The following is a 19,904-nucleotide window of genomic DNA, read 5'->3' on the forward strand; positions in this document are numbered from 1 at the left end:
GTCATGTTTGTGAACGACTTGCAGGAGGCGCTGCCGCCTCCCAGCCATCGCCGGGGCCTGGTCGCCTGGCTCAGGCAGAATCTGTTTCCCAACTGGTGGAACGGCCTGCTGACCCTGGCGCTGGCCTATCTGCTGCTGCCGCTGATCTGGTCTGCCCTGGACTGGGCGCTGTTCTCCGCCACCTGGCAGGGGAGCAGCCGCGAGGCCTGCGGCCAGGGCGGCGCCTGCTGGATCTTCATCGAGAGCCGGCTGGGGCAGTACCTCTATGGCTTCTACCCGGCCGATCAGTACTGGCGCATCAACCTGACCTTCGCCGGCCTGGCGGTGTTGCTGGCCCTGCTCATCTGGCCCAAGACCCCGCGCAAGGGGTGGCTGGCGCTGTTCACCCTGCTGGTGTTCCCTGTCATCGCCTTCTTCCTCATCCATGGCGGGGCTGGGCTGGAGGTGGTGGAGACGAACCGCTGGGGTGGGCTGATGCTGACCCTGGTGCTGGCGGTGGTGGGTATAGTGGTTGCGCTGCCGTTCGGCATCCTGCTGGCGCTCGGGCGTCGCTCCCACATGCCGGTCATCGCCAGCCTCTGCACCGTCTACATCGAGTTCTGGCGGGCAGTGCCGCTTATCACCGTGCTCTTCATGGCGTCAGTCATGCTGCCACTGTTCATGAGTACCGAGGTGGAGCTCGACAAGCTGCTGCGGGCGCTCATCGGCATCATCCTGTTCCAGGCGGCCTATGTGGCCGAGGTGGTGAGAGGCGGGCTGCAGGCGATCCCCAAGGGGCAATACGAGGCGGGGGAGGCCCTGGGGCTCTCCTACTGGAAAATGATGGGGCTCATCATCATGCCCCAAGCCCTCAAGATCACCATCCCCTCGCTGGTGAATACCTTTATCTCCCTGTTCAAGGACACCAGCCTGGTGCTGATCATCGGGCTGTTCGATCTGTTGGCCATCTCCAAGGTGGCGCTGGCGGATCCGGCCTGGCTGGGGTATTCCACCGAGGCGTATGTCTTTATCGCCATGATCTTCTGGATGTTCTGTTTTGGCATGTCCCGCTACTCCATCTATCTGGAGCGCAAACTCAACACGGGCCACAAGCATTAGGAGTAGTTTCGAGATGAAAACGGACGCTGTCGTCGAACTGAAAGCAGTCAACAAGTGGTACGGTGAGTTTCACGTGCTGCGCAACATCAACCTGCAAGTAGGCAGAGGGGAGAAGATCGTCATCTGCGGGCCATCTGGCTCTGGCAAGTCCACCATGATCCGCTGCATCAACCGGCTGGAAGAGCACCAGAGCGGGGACATCCTGGTCAAGGGCACGGCCCTGACCTCGGATCTCAAGAACATCGAGGCGGTGCGCCGGGAGGTGGGCATGGTGTTCCAGCACTTCAACCTTTTCCCCCACCTGACCGTGCTGGAGAACTGCTGCCTGGCCCCCATCTGGGTCAAGCAGCTGCCGCGCAGGGAGGCCGAAGAGATCGCCATGAACTTCCTGCGCCGGGTGCGGATCCCGGAGCAGGCTCTGAAGTATCCGGGTCAGCTCTCCGGCGGCCAGCAGCAGCGAGTCGCCATCGCCCGCAGTCTCTGCATGAACCCCCAGGTGATGCTGTTTGACGAACCCACCTCGGCGCTGGATCCCGAGATGGTGCGCGAGGTGCTGGACGTCATGGTGGAGCTGGCCCACGAGGGGATGACCATGCTCTGCGTCACCCACGAGATGGGGTTTGCCAAGCAGGTGGCGGATCGGGTGATCTTCATGGACCGGGGACAGATCATCGAGGAGAACGTGCCGGATCAGTTCTTCGACAACCCCCAGTCGGATCGGACCAAGCTGTTCCTCTCCCAGATCCTGCAGCATTGAGCCGCATGGGGGGATGTCGTCCATAAAAAAAGCCCGCACTCTGGTGAGCGGCGGGCAAGTAGTAAAAGCATGGACGCAGACTACAAAACAGAAAGGACTATGGAAGTTACCCCAACAGCAGGGTGGTGTGGCGCAGGCCGCGAACCTCTAGATTGATCTGCCGGGCCAGACTCAGGGTCTGACGGCAGGTCAGGCTCTCCAGATTGATCTCGCCGCCGCTGAACTCGAACCGCCCGTGGGTCTCCACCATGAAGCTGCCGTGATGGAAGCTCTTGATGTAGCGGGCAATCTGGCGGGGAGACAAGTTCTTGAACACCTTCATCACAAAACACCTGTTGCGTGGACAGGGCACACTATGGCTTCGTCAGGTGACACGGATGTGACAATTTATGGAGGTTTGTATGAATCCGGTTTGTCGTCGGCGGCCGGCCGGGACGCAATTGAAAAAAGGCTGCCATGACAAGCCGTTACCCCGATATACTGCGGTCACTTGGATGAATCAGAAGGGTCTGCGTGTGGAGTGGGTGGATGTGGTGGATGGAGAGAACCGGGTGATCGGCGTGGCCGAGCGCGCCAAGGTGCGGCGAGAGAACCTCTGCCACCGCGCCAGCTATATCCTGGTACTCGACGAGGCTGACCGGATCCTGGTGCAGCGGCGTACCCTCAGCAAGGATTTCTGCCCCGGCATGCTGGACGCCTGCGCCGGCGGCGTGGTCACCACGGGCGAGCAGATGGAACCCTCCGCCCGCCGCGAGCTGGCCGAGGAGCTGGGCATCGAAGGGGTGCCGCTGCAGAGTTTTGGCACCTTCTATGCCGAAGGGGAGGGCTATCGGGTCTGGGGTGGCCTCTACAGCTGCCACTATCAGGGGCCGCTGCGGCTGCAGGCCGAAGAGGTGAGCGAGGTGTGCTGGATGAGCCAGGCAGAGATAGCCGCGCGGGCCGCCGAATTCACCCCCGACTCTTTGCTCGCCATCGCCACCTGGCAGGCGCGGCGCTGAGCGGCGTTGCATGCAGAACGGGCAGCCACTGGCTGCCCGTTCTGTTTCTGGGCGGTGGGAACCTCACACCAGCCTGAGCCGCCGGTTGGTGCGCCCGCAGGGGCTGGCACCGGCGAGCCAGTGGCCCTGCCACTCGGTAACGAGGCGCAGCAGCGGGTACTCCAGATCGAGCCGGGTCACCACCAGCTGGCCGACGGCGTCGCCGATGACCGGCTCGCCGCTGGCCAGATCGATGATTTCGACCAGACAGTTCTCGTTGACGATGAAGCCCTGGCCGGGTTGGCTCTCGTAGGCGATCACCCCGGCATCCTGCAGCAGCAGGCAGTTGAGCGCGCGGATGCCGTGCACCGCCTGCAGCGGCCGGGTGTCGGGGTGGGACGATTCGCACAGCAGGGCGCAGCGCAGGCTGTCGCTCGGTACCTCGGCCCGCTCTGCCGCCTCCAGCAGGTCCAGCAGCACCGCCAGCGGTCCGACGAAGCCGGTCGGCTCAAAGCGCTGCAACGCCTCCAGCTGGCGGCGGGTATCGTGGGGGCCGCAGGGCACCACCGGGCTCCCCAGCTGGCGGGCGCCGTTGTCGAAGATGAAGGCGGTGGGGCTGATGTGATAGTCGTGACCGTTGAGCAGCACCTCCCCGGCCTTGAAACCGGCGGCGAACAGGGCCCGCGCAGCCCCCCACCAGTCGGCCCCGGCATATTCGGGAATGGCCAGCTGGCCGGGGCAGGCAAACACCCGCAGCGCCTGGCTGGCGGGGCGGCCGGTAAGGCCGGCAAAGGGCGGGTGGGCCTGCTGGGCAGCGAACAGCTCGCCGGCGTTGAGCAGGGGCAGGCTGGCCAACTCCCCCAGATCCTGCAGGCGGCGCTGGCGGTAGGCGCTGGAGTAACCGGTACAATACTGGCCGACATGGGCAAGCAGGTGGTTGAGCTGATCCAGCTGCTGCTGCTCGCGCAGGGGGGAGGGGCGAATTTCCAGTCCATCGTAATAGTGCTGCATGAAGCCTCCTTGGTCGGCTGATCCTGCTCAAGGTTAGTTCAAATGATCCCGCTAAAGGGGGGCCTGTGTCACAGCTCGGTCGTGGGGTAGACTGGGGCTCCTTCCCTCCACTTAAGGATGAGCACAATGATTGCGACGGGTCAGACCCTGCCTGCGGGCGAATTCACCTTCATCACCCCAGAGGGGAAACAGCAGCGGGATACCCACAGCCTGTTTGCCGGCAAGCGGATGGTGCTGTTTGCAGTGCCCGGCGCCTTTACCCCCACCTGTTCCAACGCCCATCTGCCGGGATACGTGGTGCTGGCCGATCGGTTCAAGGCCAAAGGGGTGGATGCCATCTGCTGCCTGTCGGTCAACGACGCCTTCGTGATGAAGGCGTGGCAGGATGCCCAGAACGCCGCTGCCATCACCATGTTGGCGGACGGTGACGGCAGCTGGACCCGGGCCCTGGGGCTGGCCAAGGAGACCGGCGCCTTTGGCGGCGTGCGCGCCCAGCGCTTTGCCCTCATCGCCAATGACGGCGTGGTGGAGCGGCTCTTCGTGGAGGCGCCGGGCAAGTTCGAGGTGTCGGATGCCGAGAGCCTGCTGGCGGCGCTGTGAAAGATTAATCGCCGTTTGATTTCATCTTGAAATAGCAAGGCGGCCCGTTACACTGTTGCCGCGTTTGGATGGAGCCAGGCAAGTTGCCTGGCTCTCGTGTTTGCCGTGGATGAGATAGAAAAATATGACCCTGGCTTTTGTTGCCCTGATTGCCGGACTGGCGTTGCTGGTCTGGAGTGCCGACAAGTTCGTGGACGGTGCCGCCGCCACTGCCCGTTATGCCGGTATGCCGCCGCTGCTCATCGGCATGGTGATCATCGGTTTTGGTACCTCGGCCCCTGAAATGGTGGTCTCCGCGCTGGCGGCTTCCCAGGGCAACCCCGGGCTGGCGCTCGGCAATGCCTATGGCTCCAACATCACCAATATCGCCCTTATTCTCGGCTTGACGGCCCTGATCAGCCCCATCGCCGTTGCTTCCCAGGTGGTGCGCAAGGAGATCCCCATCCTGCTCGGCATCACCCTGCTCTCCGGCGCCCTGTTGCTGGATGGTCGCCTGGATCGCACGGACGCCGCCATCCTCGGCGTGGTGTTCCTGGCGCTGATGGGCTGGTCCATCTGGGCCGGCATGCGCGGCAAGGGGGATGCGCTGGATGCGGAGACCGAGGAGAGCATCGAGAGCGAAGGCATGTCCCTCAAGCTGGCCCTGTTCTGGCTGGTGGTCGGGCTGGTGCTGCTCATCGGTGCCTCCCGCCTGTTGGTATGGGGCGCAGTGACCATAGCCCAGGGCTTTGGCATCAGCGATCTGGTGATTGGCCTCACCATAGTCGCCATCGGCACCTCGCTGCCGGAGCTGGCCTCTTCGCTTATCGCCATTCGCAAGAACGAGCATGATCTGGCCCTTGGCAACGTGCTCGGCTCCAACCTGTTCAACACCCTGGCGGTGGTCGGGATCGCGGCCGGCATTCATCCGCTGGACGTGGCGCCTGAGGTGCTCTCTCGCGACTGGAGCTTGATGATGGGGTTGACCCTGTTGCTGCTGGTGATGTGCCTGGGCCGCAAGGGGCAGGGGCGTATCAACCGGCTGGAGGGGGGCGTGCTGCTTGCCTGCTTCGTCGCCTACACTGGCTGGCTGCTGACCAGCCAGTTTATCTGACGATTCGCCAGACAATAAAAAGAAGGGGGAAGCATCGGCTTCCCCCTTCTTTTTTTGGCGCAGGTATGTCAGGCCACGGCAACCATCTTCTGCCCTTTCTGGCTGCTGTCCAGAATGAGGATGTTCGCCTTGGGGAAGAAGTTGAAGGTGGAGGCCGACGCCCAGGTATAGGCCCCCATCACCCGGCCCACCACCAGCTCGCCGATGGCCAGATCCGGCAGCATGATGCCGTCGCGGATCACGTCCACGCTGTCGCAGGTCGGGCCTGAGAGCACAGAGTTGTGCAGCTCGCCGCGGGCCAGCGGGGTGCTCACCGGGTAGGTGACGTGATCGTAGAGCTGGCCGTTGTAGCTGCCGTAGAGACCGTCATCCAGGTAGTACCAGATCTTGTCGCCGCGATGGGCCTTGCCCATCACGCTGGATACCGAGGTCATGGCCGGCGCACTGATGAAGCGGCCCGGCTCGGCAATCTTCTGCACCGTGGCCGGCAGCTTGGCCAGCGCCTCGCGGATCGGCGCGCAGAAGCCGTCGATGTCGAACTCGCCACCCTCATAATCCACCGGGAAGCCGCCACCGATGTCCAGCACCCAGGGCTTGAGGCCGAGCTCCCAGGCCTGCTCCATGATCTCGCGGCAGGCGTCGATGGCCTGCACGTGTCGACGGGCATGGGGCACCTGGGAGCCGACGTGGAACGATAGCCCCATCACCTTGATCCCCTTGGCGTGGGCCAGCTGCAGCAGCGGCAGCGCCTGTTCCGGAGTGCAGCCGAACTTCTTGGAGAGGTCGACCTTGGTCTCGGGATTGGGGAAGCTCACCCGCAGCAGCAGTTTCACCTCGTCCTTGTAGGGCAGGAACTTCTCCAGCTCCAGCGGGTTGTCGTAGACAAACACGGTGCAGCCGTACTCCAGCGCATAGCGGATATCGCTGTCGCGCTTGATGGGGTGGGTATGAATGCAGCGCCCCGGGCGGACACCCTGACTGCGCACCAGATCCACTTCGCCATTGGTGGCCAGATCGAAACAGGCCCCCTCTTCCTTCAAGACAGAGACCACTGCCTCGTGGGGCAGGGGTTTGAGTGCATAGTGCAATCGTACATCGGGCAGGGCGGCGGCCAGGGCCCGATACTGTTTGCGGACGGCTGCCTTGTCGAGCAGCAGCAGGGGGGAGCCGAATTGTTCAACCAGCTGACGGTAATCTTGTGCAACCAGGGTCTCGTTCATTCTCTTTTGGTCATCCTTAGGGGGCGTGATATGCCCAAGCCATATGCGATTGAACCGGCGACGGCCGGCTCAGGCGAGCGGTCCGGGGGGACCAACCAGGCACACTGCATAACTTCCTTGCGAAGTGCTTAGTTATGCGCGGGATTATCGGCTTATTGCGTTTGTGTGCAACCCTTTTGATTGGATATGTCGGCAAGTTTTTCTGGTCGAGACGAAAGATCATCTTGATATGGCCCATGTTTCGACTAGTGAGCGGCAGGCTGTGCAGGCAACCTTGTCTAACGTATTGATAGTTAACGAACAAATAACATTCAGCCTCCGCCTGGCTAGGATCGAAAAAAATCGGCGGCGAGGGGACGCGAGTGGGAGACAGCTCACACTTTTTGGATTACCATGCCCGCTTCCTAATCCAAACTAGTTCGGATGAAGGTAGCAGGAGAGCGATGGGCAACCATCCACCGAAGAAGTGAATCTTTCAGGTACCGGGCAACCGGTGTGGACTGCTACTGGACGATACTCTGGAGAGACCCGTTGAATCGGGCGCCGAAGGAGCAAGGCACCGTGATTGCATCGCAATCTGGCGCCGGAAACTCTCAGGCAAAAGGACAGAGGGGATGGGATGGTTGTACCTGGGCTTGGCCCGCATCCGATCGCCTCTGGCCGATCGCGACACCTATGGGAAGATCATCCTTCTCCTCCTTAATTTCTGTTTCTTAAGGAGGATGCATGTCATCAATTCAATCGGCGCTCGCCGCCATCGATAGCTTTATCTGGGGTCCACCCCTGCTGATCCTGCTGGTCGGGACCGGCGTCTACCTCACTCTGCGTCTGGGTCTGCTTCAGGTCGTGCGTTTGCCGCTCGCCCTGCGACTGGTTTTTGGCCGCGATCAGGGTCAGGGCAAGCCGGGAGATGTCTCCAGCTTCGGCGCGCTCTGCACCGCCCTCTCCGCCACCATAGGCACCGGCAACATCGTCGGGGTCGCCACCGCCATCAAGCTGGGCGGCCCGGGCGCCCTGTTCTGGATGTGGATGGCGGCCCTGTTCGGCATGGCCACCAAGTACGCCGAGTGCCTGCTGGCGGTAAAATATCGCCAGCAGGACGCCAACGGCCAGATGGCGGGCGGCCCCATGTACTACCTGGAGAAGGGGCTAGGCTCCAAGCTGCTGGCCAAGCTGTTCGCCCTGTTTGGCATCGGCGTCGCCTTCTTCGGCATCGGCACCTTCCCCCAGGTCAACGCCATCAGTGACGCCATGAGCCTCTCCTTCTCGGTGCCCCGGGAAGTGACCGCCGTGCTGCTGACCCTGATCGTGGCACTGGTGACCCTGGGGGGGATCAAGTCCATCTCCAGCGTGTCGAGCAAGGTGGTGCCCTTCATGGCCATCTTTTATATCGTTGCCTGCCTCGGCGTGCTGGTGAGCAACGCCGCCGCCCTGCCGGATGCGGTGGCGCTGGTGCTGCAGAGCGCCTTCACCGGCCATGCGGCTACCGGTGGCTTTGTCGGCGCCAGCATCATGCTGGCGATCCAGTCCGGGGTGGCGCGGGGCGTCTTCTCCAACGAGTCGGGACTGGGTTCTGCCCCCATCGCGGCGGCGGCGGCCAAGACCGATTCGTGCGTGGAGCAGGGGCTGGTCTCCATGACCGGCACCTTCATCGACACCATCATCATCTGCACCATGACCGGTTTGACCCTGGTGGTGACCGGGGTGTGGAGCGGCGATGCGAGCGGCGCGGCCATGACCAGTCTGGCCTTTGCCCAGGGGCTCGATGCCCATGTCGGCCAGTATCTGGTGAGCATTGGCCTGCTGTTCTTCGCTTTTACCACCATCCTTGGCTGGAACTACTACGGCGAGCGTTGCACCGAGTACCTGTTCGGGGTGAAGGCGATCAAGCCCTACCGCCTGGTCTACCTGGTGCTGGTGGCGTGCGGCGCCTTCCTGCATCTGGACATGATTTGGCTCTTGGCCGACATCGTCAACGGCCTGATGGCGGTGCCCAACCTCATCGGCCTTATCGGCCTGCGCCACGTGGTGATTGCCGAGACCCGCGCCTACTTCAGCCGGGACAGCGATACGGAGTCCGAGCCCGAGCCGCAGACGGCCTGATGCCACGACACTACATTCAAACGAAAAGCCACGACCCGGGTCGTGGCTTTTTCTATGGGCGCTTTTATGAAGGGACAGGCTGCTGTGCCCGGCATCAGGGCCTGTGCTCACTCCTGGGTCAGCAGCGCGGTGAGTCGGGCTTTCACCCTATCTACCAGCTCGTCCTCGCGCCCTTGCCAGTTGATGGCTTGTGCCAGGGTGGTGGAGGTGCCCGGAAGAAAGCGCAGCTCGCCACCCGCCAGCTCGTAGAAGCGGCTCGCCATCCGGGTGCCCTCGTCCACGTCGCCGGCCACCAGCAGCATGGCCTGGGCCAGCACGGCGCCTTCATGATCCTGACCCGGCGCCAGCCAGCGCTGGGCGGTGCCGGTCACCTTGCGACCCCCGATCACCAGATTGTACTGGCCGTCGCAAAAGGAGCCGGGCACGAAGTCATAGCTGCCCTCAAGACCGTATTCCCCCAGCAGGGCGAGCAGCGGTGCCCCCAGCAGCCGGTAGTAGTGAGCCAGATCCGTGGTGGTGCGAGGCAGCATGAGTGACAGATTGAGGATGCCGGCGCCGTGGGGCACGGCGGTGCCGCCGCTGTCGCGCACGTGCACGGGCCAGCCCTCGGCGGCAAGCTGCTCGCAGGCGGCCTGGTAGCGGGGCAAGCGGGTGTCCTTGCGGGTGACGATGAGGCATTGGGGGGCCTGCCAGAGGTGGGCGCGGGGCTGGCGGTCATGGGCGCATTCTCGCAGCCAGCGCTGCTCCTCGGCCAGGATCTGGTCGGGTGTCTGGTGGGCGGCTGGCGGGGGCAGCAGGGTATAAGGCATGAAAGGCATCCTGAGCAGAGGCTGCCCAGCACACTACCTGTGGCGGCTGGCAAGGTAAAGCCCCGCATGGCGGGGCTTTGGTGCAAGGATGGCGGAGTGTCAGGCCTGTGCGGTGGCGCGCTTGGGCAGCAGCAGGTTCATGATGATGGCGGTGAGGCCGCCGGTGGCGACGCCGTAGGAGAGCACGCTCTTGGCCAGATCCGGCAGGTGCTGCAGCACTTCCGGCACCTGCGCCACCCCGAGGCCCATGGCCAGCGATACCGCCAGGATCATCAGGGCGCGGCGGTCGAGCTCCTCGCGGGAGATGATGCGCACCCCGGCGGCGGCGATGGTGCCGAACATGACGATGGTGGCACCGCCCAGCACGGGTTCGGGGATCTGTTGCACCAAGCTCGCCACCGCCGGGAACAAGCCGAGCAGGGCCAGCATGGCGGCGATAAAGAGGCCGACGTGGCGGCTGGCCACCCCGGTCAGCTGGATGACGCCATTGTTCTGGGCGAAGGTGGACATGGGGAAGGTGGAGAAGACCGCCGCCAGCATGGAGTTGGCGCCATCGGCCAGCACGCCACCCTTGATCCGTTCCATGTAGATGGGCCCTTCCAGCGGCTCGCCGGAGATGTCGGAGGTGGCGGTCATGTCGCCGATGGCCTCGAGCGCCGTCACCACGAAGATGATGGCGAGCGGCACGAACAGCTGCCAGTCAAAGCCGAGCCCGTAGTGGAGCGGAACAGGCACCATCAGCAGCGGGCCGTCGAAGGTGGGGGCGTTGACCTTGCCCAGCAGCAGCGCCACCGCATAGCCCACCAGCATGGCGATCATGATGGCGGAGAGGCGCAGCCAGGGGTTGCGGCTGCGCTGCAGCAGCACGATGAGGCCGAGCACCAGCAGGGAGAGGAAGAGGTTGTTGTGGCTGGCGAAGCTGCCGTCCGACAGGGCGCCGTAGCCGCCCCCCATGCTGATGAGGCCCACCTTGATGAGGGTCAGGCCGATGAGCAGCACCACGATGCCGGTCACCAGCGGGGTGATGATCCGTTTGACCAGGTGCAGGAAGCGGCTCATCACCACGATAGTGAGGGCGGCCGCCAGCATGGTGCCGAACAGGGTGCCCAGCAGATCCTCGGTGGGCATGGCCGCCTGTTTGAGGGCGAGGCCGGAGGCGATGATGGGGCCGAGGAAGTTGAAGCTGGTGCCCTGCACCGAGAGTAGGCCGGAACCGAGGGGGCCGAAGCGGCGGGTCTGGATGAAGGAGGCGATGCCGGACATGACCAGCGACATGGAGACGATATAACGGGTGTCGGCGGCAGGGAGGCCGAGGGCGTTGGCGATGATGAGGGGCGGGGTGATGATGGCGACAAACATGGCGAGCATATGCTGCAGGGCGGCGAACAGGGTCTGTGGCAGGGGCGGGACATCCTCTATGCCGTAGACCAGTTCGCTGTGGGCTCGTCTGGGGAGATGGGCCTCTCGGGTTGCGCGTACGGCGGCAGCCTGTTCCATAAATACCTCGAATGTGTGGGGGAGGGGGGAGAAAATTGGGCGCTATTTTAGTGATTGAGAACGGGCTGACCAGCGCTAATTCGGCTGGAAACGGGTTTATTTTTCCATGGGTTGAAACGTTTGCGCGCGGCGATTATGATCCGCCGGTTTGTGTGACGGCGCTCGCCCGTAAATGGCCCGGGTTGCATAGGATTTTGCCGCCGCACGGCGTAGAATGAGGCCTCTGTTGCGATTTGGAGGCTCTGGATGCTGAAGCTGTCGGAGTTCTGGAGTGCCCGTGCCCACTCCGAAGATTTTACCCTGACCCGCATGGGCTTTATGACGGTGCGTCTTCGGCTGCTCACCTGTCTGCTGATGGTGGGCCTGCCCGCCTGGGCGGTGGTGGACTGGCTGACCTTGCCCGCCGCCCAGTTCGATGAACTGTTTCAGGCCCGGATCTTCTGCCTGCTCGCCCTCTCCCCACTCATCCCCTTCTCCTACCTCATCCATTTCAAACGCGAACGCATGAAGCTGGCGCTCGGCTACCTGATGGCGGTGATGATGCTCTTCTCCCTCATCTGCCTGCACAGCTTCGGCGCGGATCAGGAGTTGCAGGCGGGCTACATGGCCTTCCCCTACCTGCTCATCAGCCTGTTCGCCATCTTCCCCATTCCGCTCTCCCTCGGCCTGCAACTGGCGGGGGGCATTCTGGTCACCATGCTGGCCGGCAACTGGCTGCTGGTGGGGCAGCCGCTCTGGAGTGTGCAGACCCTCAACCAGATCTGGCTGCTGGGGCTGTTTGCCCTGGCCAGCAGCTGGGTGCAGTGCGGCCAGCTCAACATGCTGCTGCAGCTCTACCGGGAGTCCACCACCGACGAGCTGACCGGCATGATGAACCGCCGCCTGCTGATGAAGCAGCTGGAGAAGGCGAGGATGAACATGGTGCGCAAGCAGGTGCCGTTTGCGGTGCTGTTGCTGGATCTGGATCGCTTCAAGCGCATCAACGACACCTTCGGCCATCTGGCGGGGGATGCGGTGCTCAAGGAGGTGGCGGCGACCCTGGCGGAGCAGCTGGAGCCCGGCATGGTGCTGGGCCGCTACGGCGGCGAGGAGTTTGCCATCCTGCTGCCCAACTGCGCCGAGCTGGCCCAGGCCAAACGGGTGGCCGAGCGGCTGCGGGTGGCGGTGGAGGCGCGGCTGGTGAAGAGCCCTACCTCCGATGAACTGCTGGAGGTGACGGTGAGCATCGGCCTGACCCTGGCCCTGCGCGGCGAAGGGGTGGAGGATCTGCTCAATCGGGCCGACGAGTGCCTCTACATGGCCAAGATGGCCGGGCGCAACTGCGTGGTGGGGGAGCCGGGTGGCAAGCCGGCACAGCCTGCCGCCATACAGACAGATGCCGCCTGAGGGCGGCATCTTGCTTGAGCGGGGTTGGGCGGGCTCAGCCCAGCTGGTACTTGCCGGAGAGCTGCTGGGCCAGCAGCTTGAACATGTTGAACACCGCCATGGTCTTGCCGGTCGGGGTGCCATCTTCGGCCAGGAAGAACTCCCCCTTGAACACCAGGATCTCCCCCTTCTGCTCCACCGAATTGGCACGCATGCCGTGGATGAAGTCTTCGTGTTCCTTGATGATCTTGTTGGCCATCTCCAGCAGGGCAGTCTCGGTGATCAGCTCTTTTTGTGGTTGCATGCTCGTCTCCTTAAACGACTACTGGGCAGGGGGCATAAGGGTCGGCCCTGCCTCTGATTGAAGAGGGGGCCAGCATACTGCAAAGCGGGATTTTCTGTCATTGATATGACCCCGCATTTTCCCGCTTTGCTCTCTTCCCTTATCCCAGCACCAGATTGCGCAGCCAGCGGCGCTGGCGGATGCGGCGCTGCACCAGCAACATCTTGCTGAGCTCCTCCAGCAGGATCACCGCCACCACCCAGGAGAGGGGCCAGCCGAGCAGGTTGACCGCCCCCCAGGCGAGCGGCAGGCCGATGCACCACATGCCGACGATGTCGATGAAGATGCTGTAGTTGACGTCCCCGCCCGAGCGCAATACCCCGACGATGCCCACCATGTTGAACACCTTTAGCAGCATCCCCAGACACAGGATGGCGAGCACCTGACCGGCCTCCGTCATCAGCTCGCCCGGCAGGTTGCCGACCCACTGCAGCAGGTGGGTCTGCAGCAGCCAGACCGCGATCCCCACCAACAGGGCACCGATGGGGGCGAGCAGCAGGAAGAGCTGGGAGTGCTGCCAGGCGACCTCGTACTCCTCGGCCCCGAGCCGGTGGCCGAGCAGGGTGGAGCAGGCGACCGCCAACCCGAAGAAGAGGGAGATGAGGATGCTCTCCAGCGTGCCGAGGGTGGTCATGATGGCCAGCGAGTCGGTGCCAAGGTGCGCGTAAAGAAAGCCGTAGAGCAGTATGCCGAAGGCCCAGAGCCCGTCGTGGAACAAGAGCGGCAGGGCGATCAGGGTGAAGCGCACCACCTCCTTGCGCTTGAAGGCGGCCAGCCAGTCTTGCTTACGCGGGATCAGGCGGGGTTCGATGCGCCACACATAGCACAGCAGCAGCGCAGTCTGCAGCAGCCGCGAAATCGTGGTGCCCCAGGCCGATCCGGCCACCCCCATGGCCTCGAAGCCGAAATGACCGAAGATGAGGGCGTAGTTGAGGATGACGTTGGCAATGATGGCGACAATGCCGATGCGGGTGGGGGCGGCGGCATTGCCGACCGAGCGCAGCGCCGACTCCAGCGGCACCACCACGGCGGTGCAGAGGATGGTGGCGCCGGTGATCATCAAAAACTCGTCCGCCAGTTCGCGCAGCGCGGGCTCCTGGCTGGCAAAGCCGAGCACGCTGCCAGGTGAAAGCACATAGACGAGGGCAAATGGCAGGCTCACCGCCAGGGCCCCCACCAGCGCCAGCGCCAGCGAGCGGCGCACCCCGGCCATCTCGCCGCGACCGTAATATTGTGCCGCCAACACCGAGACCCCGCCCGAGAGTCCCGCTATCACCAGCAGATTGAAGAAGAAGACCCGGTTACCCAAGCCGACCGCCGCCACAGCCGTGGTGCCAAGCTGGCTCACCATCATGATGTCGATGAGACCGAGCAGGGAGAACATCATGGATTGCAGCGAGACCGGCAGGGCCAGCCGCCACAATCGGGTCATGAACTCGCGATCGGTGGTTTGTTTTAAAATCGCTTGCCAATAATTCATTTATGTTAACCGGGTAGATAAAAAGCAAGGTTTGTCATGGGTATGATAGGGGGAGTAGCGGGTGGCTTCACTGTGAGCCTCTCTCGGCTTTCTTGTGCAAAACTATCCTGTTGAGGTGTTATGCCATTTATCAGCGAGTGTCTGGAAATCGCCCCGTCCTGCGAGGAGCGGATGCTGGGGCGCGAAGGGCTGCCACTGCTCGGTGAGGCGGGCATCTTCCTGACCGGGCTCTCGCGCATCCGCGATCACTATCTGATCCGCCGCAACCGGCCTGAGTTTCACATCCTGATGGTGAGCCACGACGAGGGGGGGGCTCTGCTCACCGATGACGGCGAGCAGCCCATCCCGGCCGGTTCGCTCATCTTCTTGCCAGCGGCAGTACCGGGCGGCCTCAAGTTGGTGGGGGCGCAGTGGCGCACCAGCTGGATCCTGCTGGATGACGTGCCGCGCTGGCAACACCTGCACCGGCTCGGTCACCGCATCTGGCAGGGGGAGGAGGGGGAGCCGCTCTACCATCTGCTCAGCCTGATGCAAGGGGAGGGTGTACGTTCACCGCTGCAGCCCCAGCTGCTGAGCCTGCTGCTGGCGCTCTTGGAACGCACCCTGCAGGGGGAGGTGCGCGGCACCCCCGAGCTCCGGTTGCAGGCGTTGTTTCGACGGGTGGAGGCACGCCTCGACGAGCCCTGGAGCGTGGCCTTGCTGGCCGACCAGATGGCCTGCTCGGTGCCCCACCTGCACCGGCTCTGCCGGCAGGTGTTCGGCATGAGCCCCATGGCCTGGCTCACCGAGCTTCGTATGAACAAGGCGCGCCAGCTGCTGCTCTATACCAACTGGCCGCTGGGCGAGCTGGCCGGCCGGGTCGGTTACAGCGACGGCGCCAACTTTGCCAACCGCTTTCGCCGGCTCACTGGTCTGACCCCTGGCGCCTTTCGTCGCCTGGGTCGCAAACCTTTTGCAACGGATGTGCAAACTCTTTGAAATTAACGGCGCAAGCCCATAGGATCGGCGGACTCCTTCGTCCAGGTCATCGTTTAGGTACCCGATCCATGTTTGAAGATAATAACCAGAAACGTCCCCTCTACATTCCCTATGCCGGTCCGGCCCTGCTGGAGACCCCGCTGCTCAACAAGGGCAGCGCCTTCACCAGCGAAGAGCGCAGCAACTTCAACCTCGAAGGCCTGCTGCCCCAGAATATCGAGACCATCGAAGAGCAGGCCGAGCGGGCCTACCGTCAGTTCATGGCGTTTGGCAACGACATGGACAAGCACATCTACCTGCGCAACATCCAGGACACCAACGAGACGCTCTTCTACCGGCTGCTGACCAACCACCTGACCGAGATGCTGCCGGTCATCTACACCCCGACCGTCGGCAAGGCGTGCGAGGAGTTCTCCAACATCTATCGCCGCGCCCGCGGCCTGTTCATCTCCTATCCGGACAAGGACAGGATCGATGACATGCTGCAGAACGCCACCAAGCAGAACGTCAAGGTGATCGTGGTCACCGATGGTGAGCGGATCCTGGGCCTCGGCGATCAGGGCATCGGCGGCATGGGCATTCCCATCGGCAAGCTGTCGCTCTACACCGCCTGTGGCGGCATCTCGCCGGCCTACTGCCTGCCGGTGGTGCTGGACGTGGGCACCAACAATCAGCAGCTATTGAATGACCCCTTCTACATGGGCTGGCGCAATCCGCGCATCTCGGGCGAAGAGTATGCCGAGTTCGTCGACGCCTTCATTCAGGCGGTCAAGCGCCGCTGGCCCGACATCCTGCTGCAGTTCGAGGATTTCGCCCAGAACAACGCCATGCCGCTGCTCAACCGTTACAAGAACGAGCTCTGCTGTTTCAACGACGACATTCAGGGCACCGCCGCCGTGACCCTCGGCAGCCTCATCGCCGCCTGCAAGGCCTCCGGCGCCAAGCTCTCCGAGAAGCGGGTTGCCTTCCTCGGCGCGGGCAGCGCCGGTTGCGGCATCGCCGAACAGATAGTGGCGCAGATGAAGGCCGAGGGGCTGACTGATGCCCAGGCTCGCAGCCGGGTCTTCATGGTGGACCGGTTTGGCCTCATCACCGACAAGATCCCCAACCAGCTCGACTTCCAGCGTCGTCTCTCCCAGCCGGTAGAGCGCATCGCCGATTGGCCGGTGGGGGACAACATCTCCCTGCTGGAGGTGATGGAGCACGGTCGTCCGGACATCCTGATCGGGGTCTCCGGCCAGCCGGGGCTGTTCACCGAAGAGGTGGTCAAGACCATGCACAAGCACTGTGCCCGCCCAATCATCTTCCCGCTCTCCAACCCCACCTCCCGGGTGGAAGCCACCCCGGCCGACCTCATCCGCTGGACTGACGGTCAGGCGCTGGTGGCCACCGGCAGCCCGTTTGCACCGGTGGAGTACAAGGGCAAGCGCTACGTCATCGCCCAGTGCAACAACTCCTTCATCTTCCCGGGGATTGGCCTTGGTGTGATAGCCGCCGGCGCCACCCGGGTGACCGACGCCATGCTGATGTCGGCCAGCCGCGCGCTGGCGGAGTGCTCGCCGCTGGTGAAGGGGGAGGAGGGCTCCTTGCTGCCGGATCTGGCGGACATTCATGAGGTTTCCCGCTACATCGCCAAGATGGTGGCCAAGACCGCCATGCTGCAGGGCAAGGCGGTGCAGACCCCGGACGAGGTGATCGATCAGGCCATCGAGGCGAACTTCTGGCGCCCAGAGTACCGCCGTTATCGCCGTACTTCCTTCTGATCCTGCGCAAAGGCGCAAAGCAAAAGGGATGCCTCGGCATCCCTTTTTTGTGCATGGCGTGGCGGGCTTGCTGGCCGGCGCGCAGTCATCTGCACTTGGTCACACGTCCGGCCCTCTGCTCGGCCGGGTTCACTGCTCTGCTGGCATCTCCGGTGCGGCGGGCGCGGCGCTCCCCTGGGTACCGGTGACCCGTACTTCCACCCGGCGATCCGGGGCCAGGCAGTCGATGAGGGCGGCTTTGGCCTTGATGGCATCACACTGGCTGCCGGTGACCGGGTTGCTCTCGCCATTGCCCTGGATGCTCACCTTGTCGGCGGGCAGCCCCTTGCCGATCAGGAAGTTGGCAACCGTGCTGGCGCGGGCCTCCGACAGCCTCTGGTTGTTGGCATCCGTGCCTATGCGGTCGGTGTAGCCCATCACCACGGCGCTGCCATCCTTGGGCTGGACGTCGACGATCTGCTGGTAGAGCGAGTCGAGTGCCTGCATCCCCTCCGGCTTGAGATCCGCCTTGCCGAACGCAAACAGCACGTCCGAGCTCAGGTTGAAGGTCTGATCCACCGGCTCGGGGGCGGGCGGTGGCGGGGGAACGACCATGGGGGCGGGGGCCGGCTCGACCGGTTTGCTGCGGTTGGGGTGGATCACCAGCTCCAGGGTGGCGGTGCTGATGTCGCTGACCCAGCGCTGGGTACCGCTGCCCACCTTGTCGTTGTCAGGATCGTCGCCGACCCGGACCAGATAGCGGTAGCGGGCCTGGATGTCGACCCAGTCGTGCAGTTTGGCGGTGAGGCCGAGGCCGGCCAGCGGGGCCAGGTTGTTGTCACCGCCGTTGACGGATTTGACGTGGTAGAGGTAACCGCCCCCCTCGGCGAACACCGAGAAGATATCCCCCAGCGGCAGCCGCCCAATCACCGACAGGGTGGCGCCCTGGCTGCTGAAGTCATTGCCCTGCACATCCCAGTTGCCGGTCGACAGGTAACCCAGCTCACCCCCCAGGTTCTCGGTGAAGTTGTAGCCGCCGAACAGGGAGAGCGCGGTGGCATCCTTGCTCGCATCCTTGCCAAAGTCACCCAGATCGTGAGCGATGGCCCAGCCGCCACCCACCCCGGCGTACCAGTCGTTGTCCGGCGCCGCCTGGGCACCCGTGGCTGCCAATGCCAATGCAATCCAAACCGGTTTTACTTTTATGTTCATCGCGTATCCTCGTCGATGCTGGTGTAGTAGGGCGCAAGCCCTGTTGAGTACAACCACCACTATTTATAGGTGATGCAGAGCGTTTAACCAGCTGACGGGGCAGGTTGGCAGGAAATGTGCACAGAAATGCGCACAAAAGCGGAGCAGGATGACGGGCCTGACGAGGGGAATAAAAAAGGAGGCCTGATGGCCTCCTTCATGGTCAGCGGGCTGACGACTTACTGTTGAACTTGCTGTACACCGGTGACGCGCACTTCAACGCGACGATCCGGCGCCAAGCAGGAGATCAGCTGAGCCTTGGCCTTGATGCCGTTGCACTGGGTACCGGTGACTGGGTTGGCCTTGCCTTGACCCTCGATGGAGACCTTGCCAGCCGGCAGACCCTTGCCGACCAGGAAGTCGGCCACGGTGCGGGCACGGGCTTCGGACAGCTTCAGGTTGTAGGCTTCGGAGCCGATGCGGTCGGTGTAACCGACGACTACGGCGCTGCCATCTTTGGGCTGAACGTCAACGATCTGCTGATACAGGGTGTTCAGGGCGGCCACACCTTCCGGCTTCAGAGTGGATTTGCCGAAGGCAAACAGCACGTCCGAGCTCAGGGAGAAGTTCTTGTCGACCATCACCGGCTCAGGAACGGGCTCGGGTGCCGGGGCGGGCACGGGGGCCACATAGGTGGTGCGGTTCGGGTGCATCACCAGCTCCAGGGTGGCCACGCTCATGTCGGTTTCCCAGGTCTTTTGCTCGTCACCCAGGTTCCACATGTAGCGGTAGCGGGCTTGCAGGTCGAGCAGGTCGGAGAGCTTGGCGGTCACGCCCAGACCGGCCAGCGGGGCTGTGCCGTTGTCGCTGCTGCCGTTGCCGTTGACGTGGTTGAAGTAGGCACCGCCTTCTGCAAACACGGAGAAGATGTCGCCGAGTGGCAGACGGGCCAGACCGGACAGGGTCGCGCCCTGGGTCTTGAAGTCAACGCCGTCTACACCGCCTTTACCGGCATAGAGGTAACCCAGCTCGGCGCCGAAGTTCTCGTTGAAGTTGTAGCCACCAAACAGGGAGAGCGCGGTGGCGTCCTTGTCTGCGTCTTTGCCGAAGTCGTCCAGGTCGTGACCATAAGCCCAACCTGCGCCCATACCTGTGTACCAGTCGTTGGCGGCCTGAGCGGTGGTGGTGCCCATGGCTGCAATGGCCAGAGCAATCAGGGTGGGTGCCATTTTCATTTTCATCGTTTTATCCTCGTTGAGTTTGCCGTGCTAGGGCGTACTGCGCACTCTTTCAGTTATACCGGCCGCAGATGACAGTCTCACTGCGACCCCCATGGTGAACCACGGTTGGTCTGAATGAAAAAAGAGATGGTTCCTGGATACTCACGAAGCCTTGGCTTCATGGACAACTAACCGGGCCGAATGCACTTTTAATAGTTCATCCAATACCTTACAAGCGGGTTTACTGTATTCTTTTGACTCGCACGGATCAAGTTTCTGTACAGATATCCAGCACTGGCGCGGCGCTGCGGTGATTATGGAGAAGGAAGCCGGGGGAAACGATTTGACAGGAAGTGACGCTGGTCGCTGTGTTTTTGCTCAAAAACAGGCGGCGGGCAAACAAAAGGGGATGCCGTGGCA

The 19,904-nt window shown here is 63.2% G+C and carries 18 protein-coding genes and 1 riboswitch; of the genes, 9 read left to right on the forward strand and 9 right to left on the reverse strand.

Features of this window, described 5'->3' with window-relative positions; translation table 11 throughout:
• The first annotated feature begins 3 nt into the window (after positions 1-3).
• Positions 4-1,098 (forward strand): amino acid ABC transporter permease, encoded by a 1,095-nt coding sequence (locus AB5Y95_RS13620; protein ID WP_368161377.1) that lies wholly within the window; start codon positions 4-6, stop codon positions 1,096-1,098.
• 13 nt (positions 1,099-1,111) lie between these two features.
• Complete coding sequence (locus tag AB5Y95_RS13625) at positions 1,112-1,855, forward strand: amino acid ABC transporter ATP-binding protein (RefSeq protein ID WP_005298561.1); 744 nt, start codon at positions 1,112-1,114, stop codon at positions 1,853-1,855.
• Positions 1,856-1,961: 106 nt separating this feature from the next.
• Here the strand turns inward: AB5Y95_RS13625 and AB5Y95_RS13630 are convergent, their stop codons facing one another.
• A complete protein-coding gene (locus AB5Y95_RS13630) occupies positions 1,962-2,177 on the reverse strand; it encodes a DUF1107 domain-containing protein (RefSeq protein ID WP_005298562.1) in 216 nt (71 codons plus the stop codon).
• 172 nt (positions 2,178-2,349) lie between these two features.
• Between AB5Y95_RS13630 and yfcD the strand changes: the two genes are divergently transcribed.
• Positions 2,350-2,853, forward strand: a complete 504-nt coding sequence (gene yfcD / locus AB5Y95_RS13635) for an NUDIX hydrolase YfcD (protein WP_336290758.1) — start codon at positions 2,350-2,352, stop codon at positions 2,851-2,853.
• 63 nt (positions 2,854-2,916) lie between these two features.
• On the opposite strand, the gene AB5Y95_RS13640 is transcribed toward yfcD, so the two are convergent.
• On the reverse strand, positions 2,917-3,843 hold the full coding sequence (locus tag AB5Y95_RS13640) for a phenylacetate--CoA ligase family protein (protein ID WP_010634714.1): 927 nt from the start codon (positions 3,841-3,843) through the stop codon (positions 2,917-2,919).
• Positions 3,844-3,969: 126 nt separating this feature from the next.
• On the opposite strand from AB5Y95_RS13640, the gene AB5Y95_RS13645 reads away from it, so the two are divergent.
• On the forward strand, positions 3,970-4,443 hold the full coding sequence (locus tag AB5Y95_RS13645) for a peroxiredoxin (protein WP_338714268.1): 474 nt from the start codon (positions 3,970-3,972) through the stop codon (positions 4,441-4,443).
• Between the two features lie 124 nt (positions 4,444-4,567).
• Positions 4,568-5,536, forward strand: coding sequence for a calcium/sodium antiporter (locus AB5Y95_RS13650; protein WP_206219630.1), 969 nt, complete (start codon positions 4,568-4,570; stop codon positions 5,534-5,536).
• 68 nt (positions 5,537-5,604) lie between these two features.
• Here the strand turns inward: AB5Y95_RS13650 and AB5Y95_RS13655 are convergent, their stop codons facing one another.
• Complete coding sequence (locus tag AB5Y95_RS13655; protein ID WP_005298572.1) at positions 5,605-6,756, reverse strand: type III PLP-dependent enzyme; 1,152 nt, start codon at positions 6,754-6,756, stop codon at positions 5,605-5,607.
• Positions 6,757-7,264: 508 nt separating this feature from the next.
• A riboswitch (glycine riboswitch) is annotated at positions 7,265-7,375 on the forward strand.
• Between the two features lie 107 nt (positions 7,376-7,482).
• Here AB5Y95_RS13655 and AB5Y95_RS13660 point away from each other — a divergent pair.
• Positions 7,483-8,859 (forward strand): alanine/glycine:cation symporter family protein, encoded by a 1,377-nt coding sequence (locus AB5Y95_RS13660; RefSeq protein ID WP_368161380.1) that lies wholly within the window; start codon positions 7,483-7,485, stop codon positions 8,857-8,859.
• A 107-nt stretch (positions 8,860-8,966) separates the two neighbouring features.
• Here the strand turns inward: AB5Y95_RS13660 and AB5Y95_RS13665 are convergent, their stop codons facing one another.
• Both AB5Y95_RS13665 and AB5Y95_RS13670 read right to left on the reverse strand, forming a co-directional pair.
• On the reverse strand, positions 8,967-9,668 hold the full coding sequence (locus AB5Y95_RS13665; protein ID WP_368161382.1) for a protein ligase: 702 nt from the start codon (positions 9,666-9,668) through the stop codon (positions 8,967-8,969).
• Positions 9,669-9,767: 99 nt separating this feature from the next.
• Positions 9,768-11,165 carry a nucleobase:cation symporter-2 family protein gene (locus tag AB5Y95_RS13670; RefSeq protein WP_368161384.1) on the reverse strand — a complete coding sequence of 466 codons (1,398 nt, stop codon included), beginning with the start codon at positions 11,163-11,165 and terminating at the stop codon, positions 9,768-9,770.
• 246 nt (positions 11,166-11,411) lie between these two features.
• Between AB5Y95_RS13670 and AB5Y95_RS13675 the strand changes: the two genes are divergently transcribed.
• Positions 11,412-12,551 (forward strand): diguanylate cyclase, encoded by a 1,140-nt coding sequence (locus AB5Y95_RS13675; protein ID WP_260750745.1) that lies wholly within the window; start codon positions 11,412-11,414, stop codon positions 12,549-12,551.
• A 34-nt stretch (positions 12,552-12,585) separates the two neighbouring features.
• On the opposite strand, the gene AB5Y95_RS13680 is transcribed toward AB5Y95_RS13675, so the two are convergent.
• Both AB5Y95_RS13680 and AB5Y95_RS13685 read right to left on the reverse strand, forming a co-directional pair.
• Positions 12,586-12,834: a YciN family protein gene (locus tag AB5Y95_RS13680; RefSeq protein ID WP_368161386.1), complete on the reverse strand. Its 249-nt coding sequence runs from the start codon at positions 12,832-12,834 to the stop codon at positions 12,586-12,588.
• A gap of 139 nt (positions 12,835-12,973) precedes the next feature.
• Complete coding sequence (locus AB5Y95_RS13685; protein ID WP_368161387.1) at positions 12,974-14,353, reverse strand: MATE family efflux transporter; 1,380 nt, start codon at positions 14,351-14,353, stop codon at positions 12,974-12,976.
• A 120-nt stretch (positions 14,354-14,473) separates the two neighbouring features.
• Here AB5Y95_RS13685 and AB5Y95_RS13690 point away from each other — a divergent pair, with 120 nt between their 5' ends.
• On the forward strand, positions 14,474-15,331 hold the full coding sequence (locus tag AB5Y95_RS13690; RefSeq protein ID WP_216974017.1) for an AraC family transcriptional regulator: 858 nt from the start codon (positions 14,474-14,476) through the stop codon (positions 15,329-15,331).
• Between the two features lie 68 nt (positions 15,332-15,399).
• Positions 15,400-17,094, forward strand: a complete 1,695-nt coding sequence (locus AB5Y95_RS13695) for an NAD-dependent malic enzyme (protein WP_017765762.1) — start codon at positions 15,400-15,402, stop codon at positions 17,092-17,094.
• Positions 17,095-17,223: 129 nt separating this feature from the next.
• Here AB5Y95_RS13695 and AB5Y95_RS13700 read toward each other — a convergent pair whose 3' ends face one another.
• Together AB5Y95_RS13700 and ompA are read right to left on the reverse strand one after the other, a co-directional pair.
• A complete protein-coding gene (locus tag AB5Y95_RS13700) occupies positions 17,224-18,285 on the reverse strand; it encodes an OmpA family protein (RefSeq protein ID WP_201899489.1) in 1,062 nt (353 codons plus the stop codon).
• Between the two features lie 218 nt (positions 18,286-18,503).
• Positions 18,504-19,505 carry a porin OmpA gene (gene ompA / locus AB5Y95_RS13705; protein ID WP_017783398.1) on the reverse strand — a complete coding sequence of 334 codons (1,002 nt, stop codon included), beginning with the start codon at positions 19,503-19,505 and terminating at the stop codon, positions 18,504-18,506.
• Between the last annotated feature and the right edge of the window lie 399 nt (positions 19,506-19,904).

Origin of the sequence: Aeromonas sp. R5-3, from assembly GCF_040908225.1 — a bacterium.
Lineage (GTDB): Bacteria > Pseudomonadota > Gammaproteobacteria > Enterobacterales > Aeromonadaceae > Aeromonas > Aeromonas dhakensis.

What these genes read in the sequence shown, in the direction of transcription:
- AB5Y95_RS13620 (WP_368161377.1), top strand. Translation starts at nt 4, where the DNA reads ATGTTTGTGAACGACTTGCAGGAGGCGCTGCCGCCTCCCAGCCATCGC.
- AB5Y95_RS13625 (WP_005298561.1), top strand. Translation starts at nt 1,112, where the DNA reads ATGAAAACGGACGCTGTCGTCGAACTGAAAGCAGTCAACAAGTGGTAC.
- AB5Y95_RS13630 (WP_005298562.1), bottom strand. Translation starts at nt 2,177, where the DNA reads ATGAAGGTGTTCAAGAACTTGTCTCCCCGCCAGATTGCCCGCTACATC.
- yfcD (WP_336290758.1), top strand. Translation starts at nt 2,350, where the DNA reads ATGAATCAGAAGGGTCTGCGTGTGGAGTGGGTGGATGTGGTGGATGGA.
- AB5Y95_RS13640 (WP_010634714.1), bottom strand. Translation starts at nt 3,843, where the DNA reads ATGCAGCACTATTACGATGGACTGGAAATTCGCCCCTCCCCCCTGCGC.
- AB5Y95_RS13645 (WP_338714268.1), top strand. Translation starts at nt 3,970, where the DNA reads ATGATTGCGACGGGTCAGACCCTGCCTGCGGGCGAATTCACCTTCATC.
- AB5Y95_RS13650 (WP_206219630.1), top strand. Translation starts at nt 4,568, where the DNA reads ATGACCCTGGCTTTTGTTGCCCTGATTGCCGGACTGGCGTTGCTGGTC.
- AB5Y95_RS13655 (WP_005298572.1), bottom strand. Translation starts at nt 6,756, where the DNA reads ATGAACGAGACCCTGGTTGCACAAGATTACCGTCAGCTGGTTGAACAA.
- AB5Y95_RS13660 (WP_368161380.1), top strand. Translation starts at nt 7,483, where the DNA reads ATGTCATCAATTCAATCGGCGCTCGCCGCCATCGATAGCTTTATCTGG.
- AB5Y95_RS13665 (WP_368161382.1), bottom strand. Translation starts at nt 9,668, where the DNA reads ATGCCTTATACCCTGCTGCCCCCGCCAGCCGCCCACCAGACACCCGAC.
- AB5Y95_RS13670 (WP_368161384.1), bottom strand. Translation starts at nt 11,165, where the DNA reads ATGGAACAGGCTGCCGCCGTACGCGCAACCCGAGAGGCCCATCTCCCC.
- AB5Y95_RS13675 (WP_260750745.1), top strand. Translation starts at nt 11,412, where the DNA reads ATGCTGAAGCTGTCGGAGTTCTGGAGTGCCCGTGCCCACTCCGAAGAT.
- AB5Y95_RS13680 (WP_368161386.1), bottom strand. Translation starts at nt 12,834, where the DNA reads ATGCAACCACAAAAAGAGCTGATCACCGAGACTGCCCTGCTGGAGATG.
- AB5Y95_RS13685 (WP_368161387.1), bottom strand. Translation starts at nt 14,353, where the DNA reads ATGAATTATTGGCAAGCGATTTTAAAACAAACCACCGATCGCGAGTTC.
- AB5Y95_RS13690 (WP_216974017.1), top strand. Translation starts at nt 14,474, where the DNA reads ATGCCATTTATCAGCGAGTGTCTGGAAATCGCCCCGTCCTGCGAGGAG.
- AB5Y95_RS13695 (WP_017765762.1), top strand. Translation starts at nt 15,400, where the DNA reads ATGTTTGAAGATAATAACCAGAAACGTCCCCTCTACATTCCCTATGCC.
- AB5Y95_RS13700 (WP_201899489.1), bottom strand. Translation starts at nt 18,285, where the DNA reads ATGAACATAAAAGTAAAACCGGTTTGGATTGCATTGGCATTGGCAGCC.
- ompA (WP_017783398.1), bottom strand. Translation starts at nt 19,505, where the DNA reads ATGAAAATGAAAATGGCACCCACCCTGATTGCTCTGGCCATTGCAGCC.